The sequence below is a fragment of the Arthrobacter humicola genome (assembly GCF_022803015.1).
GTDB classification, from domain to species: Bacteria; Actinomycetota; Actinomycetes; order Actinomycetales; family Micrococcaceae; genus Arthrobacter; species Arthrobacter humicola_A.
This window is the reverse complement of record NZ_JAFKON010000005.1, coordinates 1-17,690: the sequence shown is the minus strand read 5'-3', so window position 1 is coordinate 17,690 and position 17,690 is coordinate 1. Positions and strand designations below refer to the sequence as shown.

General features: G+C 68.8%; 13 protein-coding genes and 1 rRNA gene. 8 read left to right on the top strand and 6 right to left on the bottom strand.

From position 1 onward, the window contains the following. The first annotated feature begins 3 nt into the window (after positions 1-3). The 4 genes from ARTB_RS11365 (at position 4) to galK (ending at position 5,618) form a co-directional block, all read left to right on the top strand. Complete coding sequence (locus ARTB_RS11365; protein ID WP_079550600.1) at positions 4-822, top strand: DeoR/GlpR family DNA-binding transcription regulator; 819 nt, start codon at positions 4-6, stop codon at positions 820-822. Between the two features lie 119 nt (positions 823-941). After that, positions 942-3,230, top strand: coding sequence for an alpha-galactosidase (locus ARTB_RS11360; protein ID WP_243180894.1), 2,289 nt, complete (start codon positions 942-944; stop codon positions 3,228-3,230). A 1-nt stretch (position 3,231) separates the two neighbouring features. Then, positions 3,232-4,413, top strand: coding sequence for a galactose-1-phosphate uridylyltransferase (gene galT, locus ARTB_RS11355; protein ID WP_243180467.1), 1,182 nt, complete (start codon positions 3,232-3,234; stop codon positions 4,411-4,413). Next, positions 4,410-5,618, top strand: coding sequence for a galactokinase (gene galK, locus ARTB_RS11350; RefSeq protein ID WP_243180464.1), 1,209 nt, complete (start codon positions 4,410-4,412; stop codon positions 5,616-5,618). The genes galT and galK overlap by 4 nt, the downstream gene beginning before the upstream one ends. Positions 5,619-5,638: 20 nt before the next feature. Here galK and ARTB_RS11345 read toward each other — a convergent pair whose 3' ends face one another. Then, positions 5,639-6,628 (bottom strand): LLM class flavin-dependent oxidoreductase, encoded by a 990-nt coding sequence (locus tag ARTB_RS11345; protein WP_243180463.1) that lies wholly within the window; start codon positions 6,626-6,628, stop codon positions 5,639-5,641. A 133-nt stretch (positions 6,629-6,761) separates the two neighbouring features. Next, positions 6,762-7,562, bottom strand: a complete 801-nt coding sequence (locus ARTB_RS11340; protein ID WP_243180461.1) for a hypothetical protein — start codon at positions 7,560-7,562, stop codon at positions 6,762-6,764. Between the two features lie 159 nt (positions 7,563-7,721). On the opposite strand from ARTB_RS11340, the gene ARTB_RS11335 reads away from it, so the two are divergent. The 4 genes from ARTB_RS11335 (at position 7,722) to ARTB_RS11320 (ending at position 12,290) form a co-directional block, all read left to right on the top strand. Beyond that, positions 7,722-8,591, top strand: coding sequence for an aldo/keto reductase (locus tag ARTB_RS11335; RefSeq protein WP_243180453.1), 870 nt, complete (start codon positions 7,722-7,724; stop codon positions 8,589-8,591). A 69-nt stretch (positions 8,592-8,660) separates the two neighbouring features. Continuing rightward, positions 8,661-9,365: a type 1 glutamine amidotransferase domain-containing protein gene (locus tag ARTB_RS11330; RefSeq protein WP_243180451.1), complete on the top strand. Its 705-nt coding sequence runs from the start codon at positions 8,661-8,663 to the stop codon at positions 9,363-9,365. 49 nt (positions 9,366-9,414) lie between these two features. Then, a complete protein-coding gene (locus ARTB_RS11325) occupies positions 9,415-11,163 on the top strand; it encodes a helicase HerA-like domain-containing protein (protein WP_243180442.1) in 1,749 nt (582 codons plus the stop codon). Positions 11,164-11,297: 134 nt separating this feature from the next. Continuing rightward, a complete protein-coding gene (locus ARTB_RS11320; RefSeq protein WP_243180440.1) occupies positions 11,298-12,290 on the top strand; it encodes a hypothetical protein in 993 nt (330 codons plus the stop codon). A 106-nt stretch (positions 12,291-12,396) separates the two neighbouring features. On the opposite strand, the gene ARTB_RS11315 is transcribed toward ARTB_RS11320, so the two are convergent. The 4 genes from ARTB_RS11315 to rrf form a co-directional block, all read right to left on the bottom strand. Next, the gene (locus tag ARTB_RS11315) at positions 12,397-14,355 is read right to left on the bottom strand and encodes an NHL domain-containing thioredoxin family protein (protein ID WP_243180430.1); all 1,959 of its coding nucleotides are present in this window, start codon (positions 14,353-14,355) and stop codon (positions 12,397-12,399) included. Beyond that, complete coding sequence (locus tag ARTB_RS11310) at positions 14,352-16,526, bottom strand: cytochrome c oxidase assembly protein (RefSeq protein WP_439954120.1); 2,175 nt, start codon at positions 16,524-16,526, stop codon at positions 14,352-14,354. Before ARTB_RS11310 ends, ARTB_RS11315 begins: the two co-directional genes overlap by 4 nt. A gap of 239 nt (positions 16,527-16,765) precedes the next feature. Next, the gene (locus ARTB_RS11305) at positions 16,766-17,053 is read right to left on the bottom strand and encodes an HU family DNA-binding protein (RefSeq protein ID WP_011776355.1); all 288 of its coding nucleotides are present in this window, start codon (positions 17,051-17,053) and stop codon (positions 16,766-16,768) included. A gap of 566 nt (positions 17,054-17,619) precedes the next feature. Further along, positions 17,620-17,690, bottom strand: a 5S ribosomal RNA gene (gene rrf, locus ARTB_RS21965); the annotation flags it as partial.

Sequence of the window (17,690 nt, the reverse complement as noted above, 5' to 3'; positions counted from 1 at the left end):
CACATGCTAGCCGCAGCCCGCCATTCCGCCATCCTCGCGGAGGTCCAGCGTGAGCGGATCGTCCGTGTCGCGGACCTCGCCAAGATGCTCGGCGTCTCGCTGATGACCGTGCGGCGGGACATCGAGGCCCTCGACGCGGCGGGCGCCGTGGAGAAGATCCACGGCGGGGCCAAGTTGCCCGGCGGCGCCGGCACCCACGAGCCAGGCTTCGAGCTGAAGGTGACCCAGCTCAAGGACGAGAAGATGGCGATTGCGCAGGAGGCGGCCGCACAGGTGCGCGAGGGCATGGCGGTGGGGCTCAGCGCCGGCACCACCACGTGGGCGCTGGCCCAGCTGCTGTCCGCCGGCCCGCGGATCACGGTGGTCACCAACTCCGTGCGGATCGCGGATGTCTTCCACCAGAGCGCCTCCCCGTCCACCGTGATCCTGACCGGCGGCGAGCGCACACCCTCGGACGCCCTCGTCGGGCCTTTGGCCACTTCCTCGCTCAAACAGCTGCATCTGGACGTATTGTTCCTCGGCGTCCACGGTGTCGACGCCGATGCCGGGTTCACCACCCCCAACGTGCTCGAGGCCGAAACCGACAGGGCCTTCGTCACCGCGGCCCGGCGGGTGGTGGTGCTGGCGGACCACACCAAGTGGGGCACCCTCGGCATCAGCACGATCGCCGGCCTGGAGGACGCTGACGAACTCATCAGCGATGACCTTCTGGGCAGCGAGGCCCGGCGCATCCTCGGCGAGCGCGTCGGCCGGCTCCGCCTGGCCCATACCGGCGACGCCCGGAGCATCAGCGCAGCCAGCCCCGCAGCAGCCACAGGCTGACCGCCCGGCCCCCGCCCACCCAAACCACTACGCCTGGAGCTGCCGTGAACAACCCGGACCTCACCCTTGCCGCCGAGACCCGCTCCCCCGTGGGCGTCCCGGACCTGTCGCCGCAGAATCTGGAGCCGTTGTACCTGCGCCGCTCCGGAACGTCCCTGCTGATCGACTTCAGCACGGGCGAGGCCGCCATGCTGCACTTCGGCGCCGACCTCGGCCCGGCCCTGCCGGATCTTTCGCTGCTGGGCCAGGCCGTGCCGCACTCGGCCCTCGACGTCCCGGTGACGCTGGGCGTGATCCCGCAGGCGTCCTCCGGCTGGCGCGGGCGCCCCGGCCTTCGCGGCCACCGGAACGGCCAGGCGTTCTCGGCCCGTCTGCGTGTTGTCAGTGTTGAACGATCCAGTGCTGAGCTGTCCAGCGCCGGGCGGTCCCGCGGGGCGGACTGCTCGGCCGTCATCACCCAGGCCGACCCCGAGGCCGGTGTCAGCGTCCGCACGGAGATCAGGATCAACGACGGCGGCCTGCTCCAGCTCCGGCACCGGCTCGACAACGACGGCGCCGGCCCGTACAGCCTCGACGAACTCGCAGCCGTGCTGCCCGTGGGCCGCGCCGCCACAGAAATCCTGGACCTGACCGGCCGCTGGTGCCGGGAGTCCCACCCCCAGCGCCTGCCGCTGCGCCAAGGCACATGGGTCCGCTCGGGCCGGCACGGCCGGACCGGCCACGACGCCTCGCTCCTGCTGGCGGCCGGCACCCCCGGATTCGGGAACCGCCACGGGCAGGTCTGGGCCGTGCATCTGGGCTGGAGCGGCAACCACGAGAGCTTCGTTGACGCCGCCGCGGACGGCCGGACCGTCCTGGGCGCCTCGGAACTGCTCGGCACCGGCGAGATCAGCGTGGCAGCGAACGCCAGCTACGAGACCCCGTGGCTGTACGCTGCCTACTCCGCCGCGGGCCTGGACGGCATCAGCGATGCCTTCTACAGCTGGTTCCGCGGGCGCCCGCACCATCCCGGCGTGCGGTCCGGCAAGGCCCGTCCCGTGGTGCTCAACGTCTGGGAAGCGGTGTACTTCGACCACCGCCTCGAGCCCCTGCTCGAACTCGCCGAAGCGGCCGCCGGGCTCGGCGTGGAACGCTTCGTCCTCGACGACGGCTGGTTCCGCGGCCGCCGCGACGATCACGCCGGCCTTGGCGACTGGTACGTCGACGAGGACCTGTGGCCCGAGGGCCTCACGCCGCTGATCGACGCGGTCACAGGCCACGGCATGGAATTCGGGCTCTGGGTCGAACCCGAAATGGTCAACCTGGACTCGGACCTGGCCCGCGCCCATCCGGACTGGATCGCCGGCCCCGCACCCCGGAGCCCCGGGGGGAACCAGTCCGCCGGGGGCAACCCGCCCGACGACGGCGGCCCGGCCGGCCGGCTGACTGGCCGGCTGCCCATGCAATGGCGGCACCAGCAGGTCCTTGACCTGGTCAATCCGGCGGCCTGGCAATACATCTTCGACAGGCTCGATGCCCTGTTGAGCGAATACCGGATCAGTTACCTCAAATGGGACCAGAACCGGGACCTGGCCGAGATGGGCCACGCTGGCCGCCCGTCCGTGCACGCCCAGACTCAGGCCGTCTACCGGCTCCTGGACGAGCTCCGCAAGGCCCACCCCGGCGTCGAGATTGAAAGCTGCTCCTCCGGCGGGGCCCGCGTGGATCTCGGCATCCTGGAGCGCACCGACCGGATCTGGGCCTCGGACTGCAACGATGCCCTGGAACGGCAGACCATCCAGCGCTGGACCGGCGTGGTGGTGCCGCCGGAGCTCGTCGGATCGCACGTTGGCCCCACCACGAGCCACACCACGGCGCGAACGCACGATCTCTCGTTCCGGGCGATCACCGCGATGTTCGGCCACTTCGGCCTCGAATGGGATGTCCGGCGCCTCGACGATGCCGAACGTACCGAGCTTGCCCGAGCCATCGCGCTGTTCAAGCAGTACCGGCCGCTCCTCCACAGCGGGCGCATGGTGCGGGCCGACGAGCCCGATCCGGCCCTCCGGCTGCACGGCGTCGTGTCCCACGACGGTGGGGAGGCCCTCTACGCCCTGGTCTCGGTGGCCACCCCGTTCGCCGAAGTCCCGGGGAAGGTCTGCCTGCCCGGGCTGCTCCCGGACACCGCGTACCGGGTGGAAGCGGTCTACCCGGCGGCCGAGGACCGGCGGGCGTTCCTGCAGGCGGCGCCACCGGCGTGGCTTGCGGGCGGCGTCGAGGCGTCGGGACGCTTCCTGGCCGAATCCGGGCTCCCAATGCCGGTCCTGAACCCGGAACACGGGCTGCTCCTGGCAGTCCGCCGTACCACCGCCGGCGCTCCGGCCGCCGATCCAGCCGCAAACAGCGCACACCCCGTGAGGAACCCCTAGCATGGGCCAGATTACGAAACGCTCCCACAAGCTCTCCGACGGCCGGGACATCATCTACTTCGATGATGCCGATACCGTCCTGCCCCCGCACCGGGGCGAGGATCTCCGCGCGCCGGCGGTCCGGCCGCCCACGGCCACCATGCGCCAGGACGTCCTGACCGGGGAGTGGATCTCGATCGCGGCCGCCCGGCAGAACCGGGTGGTCCTGCCGCCCTCGCACCTGGACCCACTGGCCCCGGCGTCGCCGGAGAATCCCTCGGAGATTCCGAGCCTCTACGACGTCGCCGTCTTCGAAAACAAGTCTCCCTCCTTCGGGCCGGACCTGGCGGGGGCCGCCGCGCCGGAAGGCCTGGATGACCTCGCCCGGGTAGGGCTGGGGCGCAGCCGGCAGTCCGTGGGCCGGTGCGAAGTGGTGTGCTTCTCCCCGGAACACACCGGCTCCCTGGCGGGCCTGCCCCTGTCCCGGATGCGCACAGTGGTGGAAGCCTGGGCGGACCGGACGGCCGCGCTGTCCGCGCTGCCCGGCGTCGAACAGGTCTTTCCGTTCGAGAACCGCGGCGAAGCGATCGGCGTGACGCTGCACCACCCGCACGGACAGATCTACGCCTACCCGTACATCACGCCGCGCACGGCCCAGTTGGTCCGCACGATCGAAAGTTACGGCGGCTCGCTGTTCGAGGACATCCTCAGCTTCGAGCAGAAATCCGAGCGGGTGCTGATCCAGGGCGAGCACTGGACGGCGTTTGTCCCGTTTGCGGCGCGCTGGCCGCTGGAAGTGCATATCCTCCCGCACCGGCACGTCCCGGACCTCGCCGCCACGACCGACGAGGAACGCGATGAGTTCTCCCTGCTGTACCGCCAGCTCCTGCGTGGCGTCGATGCCCTCTACGACAGCCCCACGCCGTACATTTCGGCGTGGCACCAGGCTCCCGTCCACGCCCACCGGGACGACATCCGGCTCATGCTGCAACTGACCTCGCCCCGCCGGGAGGAGGACAAGCTCAAGTACCTGGCAGGGTCGGAAGCCGCGATGGGGGCATTCATCGCGGACATCCCGCCGGAAACGGCCGCCGCCCGGCTCCGCGACGCCATGGAGGCAGCATCGCGGCCACCGCGTACAGCAGGGCTCGAGCCATTCCGTACAGAACTCCCGGCAACAGAACAGGAAGCAGCCCAGCCATGAACGAGGTCCTTGAACGGGAAAGTGGGTACTTTTCCAGTGAGTTTGGGGGCGCGCCGGACGGCTTGTGGTCGGCGCCCGGGCGGGTCAACCTGATCGGTGAGCACACGGATTACAACGAGGGCTTCGCGTTTCCGATCGCGATCGACAAGCGCACCACGGTGGCGGCCCGCGTCCGCGCAGACCGTCTGCTCCGGGTCACCAGCAGCTCTTTCCCCGGCGTCATAGAGGTAAGCCTCGACCGCCTGGAGCCGGATAGCCTCACCGGCTGGGCCGCGTACCCCCTCGGCGTGGCCTGGGCGATGTCCCGGGCGGCAGCCGGCGGCGCCGGTTCCGACGTCGCGTCCGGTTCCGCAGCCGGTTCCGGCGTCCCGTCCGGGATGTCCGGCCTGGACCTGGCGCTGACCTCGGATGTCCCGGCCGGCGCCGGGCTGTCCTCCTCCGCCGCCATCGAATGCGCGGTGGCCCTGGCCCTGAACGATCTCTGGGGCTTGGGGCTGGGCAGGCCCGAACTGGCACGGATCGGCCAGCTGGCCGAGAACCGGGTGGTCGGCGCGCCCACCGGCATCATGGACCAGTCGGCCTCGCTCCTGGGTGAGCCCGATCATGGCATCCTGCTCGATTGCCAGAACCTGTCGACCGAGGCGGTTGCCCTCGGCTTCGCCGGTGCCGGGGTGGGTCTGCTCGTGATCGACACCCGCACCAGCCATTCCCATGCCGACGGCGGCTACGCCAGCCGCCGCCGTTCCTGCGAGGACGGCGCCCGACGCCTGGGCGTCGGCAGCCTGCGGGCGCTGGGCCCGGCCGATCTACCCCGCGCCGCAGCACAGCTCGACGGACAGACCTACCGCCGGGTCCGCCACATCATCACGGAAAACCAGCGGGTGCTCGACACCGTGACGGCACTGCGGACCTCCGGCCCCGCCGCGATCGGGCCGTTCCTCAACGAATCGCACGAGTCCATGCGCGACGACTTCGAGATCTCCACCCCTGAGCTCGACCTCGCCGTGGCCAGCGCGCAGGGATTGGGCGCCATCGGCGCGCGGATGACCGGCGGCGGTTTCGGTGGCGCAGCCATCGCTCTGGTCCGCAACGACGGCGCCGCAACGGTGGCCGCGGGAGTTACCCGCGACTTCGCCCGGGCCGGGTACGCGGCCCCGCACATCTTCACCGTCACCGCCTCCGAGGGCGCCCGCCGGGAACTGTAGCCCGGAAGGCCCCCAGGTCGTTATGCCCGCACGAGGCGGGCGGCGTCGGCCAGAAGTTCCACGGAACGGAGCCGGGGTTCGGTCCCGGTGCTCTGGTGCGCCACGATCAGTTCGTCGGCGTCGGCGTGCGCCGTGAACTCCTCGAGGTACGCAAGAACGGCCTCGGGGGTGCCCACCGCGGAGTACTTCATCATCTGCGCCATCTGCTGGCCCTGGGGCGAGTCCAGGATCATGTCCGCCTCGTCGTCGCTAAACACGCGGCCATTGCCGAAGAACAAGGAAACCCTGGCCCGCTTGGTGGCCTGGAACATCGCCTGCGCCTCAGCGGCGGAATCGGCGGCAATGACATTGACTCCGGCGATCACGTGCGGCGCCTCGAGCTGCGCGGAGGGCCGGAATTCGCGGCGGTAGACCGCCACCGCATCCTGCAGCGCGTTGGGCGCGAAGTGCGAGGCGAACGCATAGGGCAGGCCCAGCTGGGCGGCCAGCCTGGCGCCGAACAGGGAGGAACCCAGGATGTACAGCGGCACGTTGGTGCCCTTGCCCGGGGTGGCCTCGACGCCCTGGATGCGGGTGGGGCCGCTCAGGTAGCCCTGGAGCTCCAGGACGTCCTGCGGGAAGCTGTCCGCCGACATCGGATCGCGGCGCAGGGCGCGCATGGTGTTCTGGTCGCTGCCCGGCGCCCGGCCCAGGCCGAGGTCGATCCTGCCCGGGTGCAGGGTCTCAAGCGTGCCGAACTGTTCCGCGATGGTCAAAGGGGAGTGGTTGGGCAGCATCACGCCGCCGGCGCCGAGCCGGATGCTGGAAGTGTGGGCCGCGACGTGGGCGATCAGCACACTCGTGGCGGACGAGGCGATCGCGGACATGTTGTGGTGCTCGGCGTACCAGATCCGCCGGTAACCCCGGTCCTCGGCGAGCTGCGCCATGGCCACGCTGCCGGCGAAGCTATCCGCCGCCGTCTGGCCCGGGCCGATGGTAGCGAGATCAAGAATGGAAAGCGGAACAGTCACGGAAAAGCCGGCCTTTCGTAGCGGAGCAGTGTGCGGGCCGGAGTTTGGACTGCGGTCCTGGGTGGCACCGGGTTTCCGGCGCGGGCACACTGGGGTCAACGACGGCGGCCCCCGGGATATTTCTGCGGGCGGCTCAGGGGCACGAGTAGTTGTAGTCAAGGCCCCCCGAGATGTACTGCGTCATCGAGACGCGGCTGTTCGAGGTGAGTCCGGGGCGGGCGCAGTTCGCCTTGGCCCCGGCCGCCGATCCCGCTCCAGCGAGCCAGCTCGGCAGTCCTGCCAGCGGGCTGGTGAACTTCACGCTTCCGGCGATCTCCCCCCACTGGTAGGCGGTGGAGTAGAGGCCCACGCGGGCGCCGATCTTCTTGAAGTAGGCGGCCATGCCTTCCAGGACGGCGACGTTGGCGGCTTTGTCTTCCTGCCAAGTGTTTTCCGTTTCCACATCCAGCCACCAGAGGTAGGACTGCGGGTTGCTGACCCCGCGGCGCTTGGCGTCGTCGGACGCCTTGGCCCACCCATACATATAGGAGCAGGCTTTGAGCGACCCCAAGGCGCAGTTGCCGTAGGGGTTTGTGACCTTCACCCCGTTGTAGGTGTTCAACATCGGCCACCAGGACCCCTGCCGGGCGGGGTTGGCCGTGTTGACGTACAACGCCACCCTCGGCTGCGCCGTGGCTGCCGGGGACTTTGCGGTCTTGGCCCAGGCCAGCTGGCTTGCCAGGCACGGGTTCGTGTTGTTGGCCAGGCCATGGTTGACGCCGACGATCGCGAAGGCCGGCTGCTTTGGGAGGGTCTTCCCGCATTGCGGCCAGGACACATCGATTCCGGGTCCCGAGGTACTGGCCGTAGCGGCCGATGCGGGGCTTCCGCCCAGCAGGACAAGGCCGAGGGTCACGACAAAGGCCAGCACGATGCGCGGGAGCGAGTTGGGCATGCCACAGTCTAAGGCATAATTTCCAATCGTTAGCGTAAATCCGAAGGGCGCATATCCTCGGACCGGACGGCCGCTGCTCACGGCCCCGCATCGCCGGCGCGGGGACGCCCCGTTAGGAAACCTTGGAATAGTCAGCAGGCTGAGGATGTTCTCTTCCCTATGAGCCATGACAAAGCACAGCATCCGGAAAAATCCGCCACGATCGCCCTGAAGGACCTGGCAACCGTCCGCCGGCTGGGCTTTGGCGCCATGCGGATCGTCGGCGACGGCGTCTGGGGCGAGCCGGCAGACCGCGCCGCGGCGGTCGCCGTGGTACGCCGCGCCGTGGAGCTTGGCGTCGACTTCATTGACACCGCCGACTCGTACGGCCCCAACATCAGCGAGGAAATCCTCGCCGAGGCGTTGCACCCCTACCGGGACGGCGTCAAGATTGCGACGAAGGTGGGGTTCACCCGCACCGGACCCAACGCCTGGGTTCCGGTCGGCCGGCCCGAATACCTGCGCCAGCAGACGGAACTGAGCCTGCGCAAGCTCAAGGTCGACGCCCTCGACCTCCTGCAGCTGCACCGGATCGACCCCAAGGTGGACCGCGAGGAGCAGTTCGCCGTGCTGCGCGATCTGCAAAAGGAAGGCAAGGTCAAGGCCCTCGGCCTCTCCCAGGTCAGCGTGGAGGAACTGGAGGAAGCCGGGAGGTACTTCACGGTCTCTACGGTGCAGAACCGCTACAACCTCACCGACCGCAGCTCCGAGGACGTCCTCGAGTACGCCGAGGAGAACGGCATCGGCTTCATTCCGTGGGCGCCGATCTCCGCCGGCGAGCTGGCCCGGCCGGGCGGACCGCTCGACGAGGCTGCGAAGCGGCTGGGCGCCACGACTTCCCAGGTGGCCCTGGCCTGGCTTCTGCGCCGGTCCCCCGTCATGATGCCGATCCCCGGCACCGGCTCCGTCAAGCACCTTGAAGAGAACCTGGCCGCCGCCGGCGTCGTCCTCGACGACGCCACCTATGCGGAACTCAAAGCGACCCGCTGAACCGCGCCGCTTCCCATATTCACCTCATCCACCGTCCGCCGGCCCTGCCGGCAGAACAGGAGCAACACCATGGCTAAAAATATTCTGATGGTTGTCTCGGCAGCAGATTCCCTGACAATGCGCGACGGCAGCGACCACCCCACCGGGTACTGGGCCGAGGAGCTCGTCGTCTCCCACCGGACCCTTCTCGACGCGGGCCACACCGTGCACATCGCCACTCCGGGCGGCAAGAAGCCGACGGTGGATGAGGTGAGCCTCGCGGCTGAGTCCGCCGGCGGGCAGGACCGTGCGGATAGCTTCCGCCGCTACATCGATTCCCTCGACGCCGAACTGTCCAACCCGCTGGTGCTGGCCGACGTCGACGCCTCCGCCTACGACGCCGTCGTGATGCCGGGCGGACACGGGCCCATGGCCGACCTCTACCAGGATGCAGATCTTGGCCGTCTGCTGACGGCCGTCAACACGGCCGGCAAGATCATCGCGCCGTTCTGCCACGGCCCGGCCGGGCTGTTGAGCGCCACGGACGACGACGGCGCGTTCACCTTCGCCGGACGCCGCCTCACCGTTTTCACCAATGAGGAGGAGCTGGGTGGCGGCACGGGACCCAATACACCGTGGTTCGTGGAGGACGTCCTGGAGGAGAAGGGCGCGGTAGTGGAGAACGGCGCGGCCTGGACGTCTCATGTTGTGCGGGACGGAAACCTCATCACCGGGCAGAACCCGCAGTCCAGCGAGGACGTGGCCAAGGAGGTCCTCAAGGCCCTCGCCGAATAAGCCACGCTTAGCCGGGTCCGGGAACCCCGGACCCGGCTAAGCTAACCGCATGGCCATCAAATCCACTGCAGACAAAGTCGCCACGATCGTCCAGGGCTACACCCTGGACAGCCCGACGATCGAGCTCGGCGCGGCGATCGTCGACGGCGAACTCCACAAGGAAGCCTCCGTCCGGCTGCCGCTCGCGATGATGAACCGGCACGGCCTCGTGGCCGGTGCGACAGGCACGGGCAAGACCGTCACGCTGCACATGATGGCCGAACAGCTTTCCACCGCGGGTGTGCCGGTGTTCCTGGCCGACATCAAGGGCGACCTCTCGGGTCTGGCCACCGCCGCCACGGGCACAGAAAAACTCCTGGCCCGCACGGAGAGCATCGGCCAGGCCTGGTCCGGCAAGACTTTTCCGGTGGAGTTCCTGGCCCTCGGCGGCGACGGCAAGGGCATACCGGTCCGCGCCACCATCACCTCCTTCGGCCCCATCCTGCTCTCCCGCATCATGGACCTGAACGAGACCCAGGAATCCAGCCTGCAGCTCGTCTTCCATTTCGCGGACAAGAAAGACCTGGAGCTGATCGACCTCAAGGACCTGCGGGCCGTGATCCAATTCCTGACGTCGGCCGAGGGCAAGGACGAGCTTGAGGAACTAGGCGGCCTCTCCAAGGCAACCGCCGGCGTGATCCTGCGCGAACTGATCACGCTCGAGGCGCAGGGTATGGAGAAGTTCTTCGGCGAACCCGAGTTCGACACCGCGGAACTGCTGCGTACCGCGCCGGACGGCCGCGGTGTGGTGAGCTGTCTGGAGCTTCCGACGCTGCAGACCAAGCCCATGCTCTTCTCGACGTTCCTCATGTGGCTGCTGGCCGACCTCTTCGAGGACCTGCCCGAGGCCGGGGACCTCGACAAGCCCAAGCTCGTGTTCTTCCTCGATGAGGCCCACTTGCTGTTCAACGGCGCCTCGAAAGCCTTCCTTGACGCGATCACCACCACCGTCCGGCTCATCAGGTCCAAAGGCGTCGGAATTTTCTTCGTGACGCAGACCCCCAAGGACGTCCCCGCCGACGTCCTCGGCCAGCTGGCAAACCGCGTGCAGCACGCCCTCCGCGCCTATACCCCGGAGGACGCCAAGGCCCTCAGGGCCACCGTCTCCACCTTCCCGACCAGCGACTACGACCTCGAGGAGACCCTCACTACCGCCGGCATCGGCGAGGCCGTCATCACAGTCCTGAATGAGAAGGGCGCGCCGACCCCGGTGGCGCTGACCCTGCTCCGCGCCCCGGAGTCCGTGATGGGTCCCAGCACCGACGAGCTGATCTCCAGGACCGTCGCCGCCTCCGCCCTGCTGCCCAAGTACGGCACCGCCGTCGACAACATCTCGGCGTACGAGAAGATCGCCGCCGCAGGCGGCGACCGCACAGGCGCCGCCCCCACCGGGCCGGCGGCCGGGACCGCACACCACGGCGGCGCCCGGGACGGCGGCAGCCAGCAATCCGCCCAGGACGGCGGTTTGGACCCCGGCGCCATCGACGCCGAAGCCCGGCGGATCGAGGAGGAAATCCTTGGCCGCCCCAGCAGCCGCCCCGCGCCGGCGCCCAGGACGCCCGACGATGACAACGTGGCCGAGCGGCGCGCCCCCCGGCCGGCGCAGCCGCCGGCCGGGGGTGGCGGGGGCATCGGCGGCGAACTCGCCGGGGCCCTGGGCGGTGGCCTCCAGAGCATGGCCCGCTCGCTGGGGACCCAGCTTGGCAGGGAACTGCTCCGCGGCGTCTTCGGCACTTCCTCCAAACGCCGCCGCCGCTAGGGATCACGGCGGCGGCATCCAACCGAACGTCCCCGGCCCGCGGGCCGGGCGGCCTTCAGCCATGCTCCGCGTCACAGATGCGGACCGTGACACCGGGATTCCTGTGGGGTACAGGTAACGTAAGAATGGTGCAGATGAGTCAGGCGTTGGTCAAAATCGCAGCAGTGTGGCTGCTGGGACTGATGCTTGCCGTCGCCGGCGCCATCGTGTCGATCAATCTGGTGAACGACTCCATTGCAGGGCCCCAGCAGCCAGTCCGCGAATATTTGAGTGCCCTGCAAAAGGGCGATGGCGAAAAGGCGCTGGGCCTGTTGCGCGCCTCCGTGCCACAAAGCAACCCGGCGATGCTCGACGGCACGGCCCTGCAAACCGCCGCGGCACGCATCTCCGACGTCAAGCTTGGCGCCGCGGAAGAGCGTGGTGCCAATCAGGTCATGGTACCCATGGAGTACACCGTCGACGGCAACAAGCTGCGGACCGAATTCCTGTTGGAGCGCTCCGGCACCGAGTGGCTGTTCTTCCACAAATGGTCTTTCGTCCCCTCTGAACTGCCCGTCCTGGACGTCACCGTGGTCAACTCCAGCGAGGCCACCCTCAACGGGGTGCCGGTGAACATGCCCAACGGCCGCAACTCCTTCGCAGTCTTCTACCCGGGCGAGTACGAGGCGACCCTGAACGGCCAGTACTTCTCCGCCCCGGCCACCCGCGCCACAGTGTCGGCCGCGGACGCGCCTCCGGCATCGCTGAACCTGCTGACCGAGGCCACGGGCGCCCTGAAGGAGGCCGTGAGCGGCAAGGTCAAGGAGTTCCTGGACTCCTGCGCGGACGAGGCCGACAAGCAGCAGAAGCTGCAGCCCAACTGCCCGTTCTACCACGCCACCAACAACCGCGTGATGGACGGAACCATCGACTGGAGCATCACGGACTACCCGAGCGTCAGCATCGAGCCGTTCGGCGGCCGCTGGGTGGTGGCGCCCCTCGACGGCAAGGCCCGGATCAAGGCCCGCCAACAGGATCTGTTCTCGGGCGCCGTGTCTGAGATCGACTCCGTCCACGATTTCAGCTTCACGACCCGTCTGGACATCGACGGCGACACCGTCAAACTCACGCCGCAGCTGGACTACTAGTACCCGCCGGGACTCCCCGGCCGGAGGCCCGAAGAAAGCCTAAAGGCTGCTGTCCGTGACGCAGGGTCACGGACAGCAGCCTTTTGGTCAGCCTTGGCGCAGCGGCTCAGTCCATTCCGCGCAGGTCCAGGACCAGCTCGGTGTCTCCGTCGGCCTGCAGGAGCACGGGGATTCCCCAGTCCTGCTGGTAGAGGTGGCAGGCCGCATGGTCCGGGATCTCGCCGTCGGCGTCTTCGGACCCGTCACAGGCCGCCGCGCGGGCGGTGATGTGCAGGACGCCCTCGGGGACGTCGGAGGAAAGCTCCAGGGTGCGCAGGAGCCCCACGGACGTCCCGCCGCCGGAGACCAGCAGTTCGGGGGGTGTGGACGAGATCTTCAACTGGGTGGGATCGCCCCAGCGGTCGTCCAGCTTCTGACCGGTGGGCGCCGTGAAGCGGACCGCCAGTTCGAGCGGGCCAGGCGCCACAGGGCTCTTGGGCCGGTGGGTCTGTGCCGCGCCCTCGTCCACCTGCTGGGCTTCCTTCGGGATGGGCACGTACACGAGCTGGTGCTTGTTGGCCTCGACCACCACCAGCAACGGCTCGGATCCGGCGACCTGGGTGTGGTCCACAATCACGTCCGAGGGCTCGGACAGTCCGCGGGCCAGTGTGGAGACCGTGCCCGTTGCGGGGTCGTAGCGGCGGACTGCGCCGTTGTACGTGTCCGCGATGGCCACCGAACCGTCAGGGAGCACCGTGACGCCGAGCGGGTGCTGCAGCCGCGCCTCCGCGGCGGGGCCGTCGCGGAAGCCGAAGTCGAACAGGCCCTTGCCCACCGCCGATTCGACGGTGATGCTGCCGGCGTCATCAATCACGAGTTTGCGCAGGGCGGAGGTTTCGGAGTCAGCCACCCAGATGTTGCCGTCCGCGTCTTCGGCAAGGCCGGAGGACTGGGCGAACCAGGCTTCAGCGGCCGGGCCGTCCAGGAGCCCTTCGAGGCCGTTGCCGGCGATGATCTTTACGGCGCCGGAGGTCGGGTCGAAGCTGAAGATCTGGTGCACTCCCGCCATCGCCACCACCACGGCGTTGAGCTTGGTGGACCAGACGACGTCCCACGGCGAGCTCAGGGACACCGCGAGCGGGTCCGCCTCGAGCCGGGTACCGTAGGCGGCGCCTTCCTCGTCCACGCGGGCCGGGCCGGTTTCCAGCAGCCGCTGTACGCCGTTGCCGGCCAGCGTCCGGACGGTGCCGTCCGCGAGGGACAGCCCGCGGAGCCGGTGATTCACGGAGTCGGCAATGACGACGTCGTAACCGGCGGCCGCGGCGACATCCTCGGGCAGCAGCACCAGGCCCTGCGGTTCGTTGAACCGGGCGGTGGCGGCGTTGCCGTCGGCGTGGCCCTTTTCGCCCGAGCCGTAAGTGGCCAGCACGGTCTGAAAGTCGGTAGAGAGTTCCACGAGCCGGTGATGGCCGGTGTCGGTCACCAGCCACGAACCGTCGCCGGCACTTCCGACGCCGCGGCCGGCGGGCAGGAACAGGGCCTTGCCCGGGAAGCGCAGCGTTCCCGACGTCGGTTCCGGCGCCACGTAGGGGCCGTCGCCCCGGTGCAGGGTGCCCCTGGCTTCGTGTTCGGCGATCAGCTCGGGGATCAGGACGGCGAGGCCGTCCGCGTGGCCCTCGCCGGAGAGGTGCGCGACGATGTAGCCCTCGGGATCGATGACCACCAGGGTCGGCCAGGCCCGGGCCGTATAGGCCTTCCAGGTGTCCAGCTCGGGGTCGTCGAGGACAGGGTGGCGGATCTCGTAGCGTTCGACGGCGGCCGCCAGCGCCACGGGATCGGCCTCGTGCTCGAACTTGGGCGAATGCACGCCGACCGTCACGAGGACATCCGAGTACTGCTGCTCGAGCGGGCGGAGTTCGTCCAGGACGTGCAGGCAGTTGATGCAGCAGAACGTCCAGAAGTCCAGCAGCACGATCTTGCCGCGCAGGGATTCAAGGTCCAGGGACTTGCCACCGGTGTTAAGCCAGTTGCGGCCCACCAGTTCGGAGGCCCGGACCCGGAGGTGGGTGCGTACGGTTTCGGTCATGAGCGTCCTTCCAGCTTTGAATTGCGTTCGGCAAGCCTGGCGTCGCGCTCGGCCAGCTTGGCAAACATATCGTTGTAAGCGGTGAGATCGGCGTCGTTATTCCTGTCCGCCGCCCGGTCGGTGCGTTTGGACTCGCGCGCGTCGGAGCGGGACCACATCACGGCGACACCGATCGCTACCAGCAGGGTTGGAACTTCGCCGATCCCCCACGCCACGGCACCGCCCATCTGTTGGTCCAGCAGGGCAGCGGGGCCCCAGGTCCGCCCGAGGTTGCCGAAGTAGTCGGCGGCCAGCAGTCCGGTGCCGCCCATGATGGCGACGCCGAAGAACGCGTGGAAGCCCATAGTGGCCAACAGGAGCAGCAGCCGCATGGGGTACGGTGCGCGGCGCGGCAACGGATCGGTGCCGATCATGGTGAGCACGAAGATGTAGCCGGTGAGGGCGAAGTGCAGGTTCATGAGTTCGTGGCCCACGTGGTCCCGCATCGCGTAACCGAAGGCGTCCGAGTAGTAGAAAAGCACGATCGAGCCGGCGAAGTTGGCGGCCGCGAACAGCGGGTGGGTCACCAGTTGCGAGAACTTGGAGTGGATGAAGATCATGAGCCACTCGCGCGGGCCGCGGGAGCTGTCGCGCCGGGGGGTGAGCGCCCGCAGTGCCAGCGTGACGGGGGCGCCGAGGACCAGGAAGATGGGAGCCACCATGGTCAGGGCCATGTGGTCCACCATGTGCGCCGAAAACAGCACCCTGCCATAGACCGACGGCGGCCCCGAGGTCACGTAGGTGAGGACCATGAGTCCGAGCACCCAGTTGACCGTCCTGAACCAGGGCCACGAGTCGCCCCGTTTCAGCACCCTTCGTACGCCAAGGAGGTAGGACACCAAGCCAAACACGACGACGGCGATCCAGAGCCAGTCGAGCCGCCACTCCGTGAGCCATCGGTCCGGGGTCAGTTCCGGCGGCAACTCGTAGCCCGAGAGGATGAAGGCCGGCGAAGCGTCGGGGGCGAAAGTGGTGGGCTGCGGCGGGGCGGAACGCCCCAGCGCGACGGCGATCCCGGACGTCGCCCCCATGATGATCAGCTCCACGATCACCAACTGCCACAACACCCGGCGCGCGGACCTGCCCATGGCGCGGTTGCCCAGCTGCGGGATGACCCAGCGGCGGTGCATGAGCCCGATGCCGCCCAACACCAGGACCGCTGCCGTCTTGGCCAGGATCAGTTGCCCGTAGGCCGAGCCGAAGAGGTCTGCCCATGTGGTGAGGCGGATACTGGCGTTGATCACGCCTGAGGCGAAGACCAGGGCGAAGGCAAAGCCGGCCAGGGATGAGAACCGGCGCAGGGTTGGCTCGGTGATGTCTGCTGTCCCCGAGCCTGCCCCGGAGGCGCGGCCGCCGGCGCCCGTGCCTTCCAGGACGCCGGAGAGGACTGCGAGCATGATGATGCCGCCCACCCATGCCGATACGCCGATCAGGTGCAGGCCGAGCGAGTTGATGGCACCCTCGTGGTCGCTGGAGCTGGAGGAGTGTCCGATCAGGGCAGCGGGAACCAGACCGATCAGCGAGAGGACCAGCGTCAGTGCCAGGCCGCCGCGGGACCGCACTCCGAACAGGGCGGTGGTAACGACGGCGGCGATGATGACGACAGCCAGCCACGCGCGTCCGGTTTCGATGTCCGTCATGAAGTACACGAGGGAGCGGGTGAATTCCGGGTCCCCGGAGATGCCCTGCCCCGCAATGTCCGCGTAGCCCAGGACCAGTACGGTGATCGCGGACAGCGTCCAGACGGCGCCGGCGGCCGCTGCCACGGCCAGCGCCCGGGTGAAGGCCGGATGTTCCGGGGCGTCCTGCTCCTTGGACCGGGAGCTGTTCCTGTTTCGCGGCAGGATGCCGACGGCGAAGATAAGGCCGCCGATCACGGTGGCGACAGCGACGTTGTGGATCGCTTTGCTCACCGGAAGCCCCCAGCGCACCAGCGCACCTGGATCTGAGACCTCGCGGGCGGCTGCTGCGCCGGAGAAGATCAGTGCCGCTACCAGGCCAATAAACAACGCGCCAAGGCCTGCGATCAGCCAAGGCCGGGCAATCCCGGCGGGACCGGAGCCAGGGCCGCGTGCGTCCCCGGGGGGAACGGGCGCTGCGGTTGTGGGCGTGGGATTTACTGCGGAAGGCACACCTCCATTGTCCGCTACGCCGCCTTGCTCAGCGAATCGGCCCCGGCTGGGCCTCCGGGGATCCGTCCAGCCTGCGCGGCCTTCAAAGGGCTGCGGATTGGTCGGGAAGGCAGCCCGGCCGGCCTAAGACCGGTTAGGGACCGGTTAGGGACCGGCCGGCCGCTGGCCGGGGACTGGCCGGGGACGCAAAAGGAGCGGCAACCCGAGGGTTGCCGCTCCTTTCAAGCCTGCGAAGAAGACTACTTCTTCTTGGCGACTGCAGCCTTCAGCTTGGAGCCGGCGGTCAGCTTGACGCTGTGGCCAGCGGCAATCTGGATGGTCTCGCCGGTCTGCGGGTTGCGGCCGGTGCGAGCTGCACGGTCGGTGCGCTCTACGGCGAGCCAGCCCGGGATGGTGATCTTCTCGCCCGCGGCGACAGAGGTCTCGAAGACCTCGAACAGTGCGTCGAGCACGGAGTTGACTGCTGCCTGGCTGGTGCCGGCCTTGCCTGCTACCTCTGCAACAAGTTCACTACGGTTCTTAGCCATTTATGTCCTCCTGGACGGTCACGATTTTTGGAGCCTGCACACGGCATGCGTACAAACCACTGTTCGAAAACTTACCAGCTTGGCGCCTCAGAGGTGGCAAATTCCGCGTGTTTTCGGCCTTTTTTGGGGAAAATCACTGGAATCGGGCGCCGATCGCCGTCAAATTGCGCCGAGAGCGGAAGCCCCCTCGTCGGCGCCGTTTCACCCAGTTCCGCCGCCGTCCCCGCCGGCGGACTTTCCGCAGCCAGGAAGCCAGCCCGGGCGCTGCCCGCTGGGCACCGGTCCCATGGTCCTGGCGGGCCGTGAGGGGGGCCTTGGCGGGGGCGACGCCGGCACCCGTCTTGGATGCCCTGCCGGCTGCCCGGGGGACGTGGGGCGCTCGTGGGGGCCCTGGGACCTGTGTTCTGGCAGGCCGTGACCCGGGTTCGGCTGGGCACGTAGCCGGGGCCGGCGGGCGGCCGTTCCCCCGGGGCCGGGCCGCCGAAGGCACGGGCCTGGTCCTGAAAGGCCGGTTAAATGCGGGAGGACCCCCACCTGGTGGTGGGGGTCCTCGACCGTTAATGGTGTTCCGGCGGTGACCTACTCTCCCACACCCTCCCGGGTGCAGTACCATCGGCGCTGTGGGTCTTAGCTTCCG

Coding starts and splice junctions, on each gene's coding strand:
- galK (WP_243180464.1), top strand. CDS start 4,410: ATGAACGAGGTCCTTGAACGGGAAAGTGGGTACTTTTCCAGTGAGTTT.
- galT (WP_243180467.1), top strand. CDS start 3,232: ATGGGCCAGATTACGAAACGCTCCCACAAGCTCTCCGACGGCCGGGAC.
- ARTB_RS11315 (WP_243180430.1), bottom strand. CDS start 14,355: ATGACCGAAACCGTACGCACCCACCTCCGGGTCCGGGCCTCCGAACTG.
- ARTB_RS11305 (WP_011776355.1), bottom strand. CDS start 17,053: ATGGCTAAGAACCGTAGTGAACTTGTTGCAGAGGTAGCAGGCAAGGCC.
- ARTB_RS11365 (WP_079550600.1), top strand. CDS start 4: ATGCTAGCCGCAGCCCGCCATTCCGCCATCCTCGCGGAGGTCCAGCGT.
- ARTB_RS11340 (WP_243180461.1), bottom strand. CDS start 7,562: ATGCCCAACTCGCTCCCGCGCATCGTGCTGGCCTTTGTCGTGACCCTC.
- ARTB_RS11325 (WP_243180442.1), top strand. CDS start 9,415: ATGGCCATCAAATCCACTGCAGACAAAGTCGCCACGATCGTCCAGGGC.
- ARTB_RS11330 (WP_243180451.1), top strand. CDS start 8,661: ATGGCTAAAAATATTCTGATGGTTGTCTCGGCAGCAGATTCCCTGACA.
- ARTB_RS11320 (WP_243180440.1), top strand. CDS start 11,298: ATGAGTCAGGCGTTGGTCAAAATCGCAGCAGTGTGGCTGCTGGGACTG.
- ARTB_RS11335 (WP_243180453.1), top strand. CDS start 7,722: ATGAGCCATGACAAAGCACAGCATCCGGAAAAATCCGCCACGATCGCC.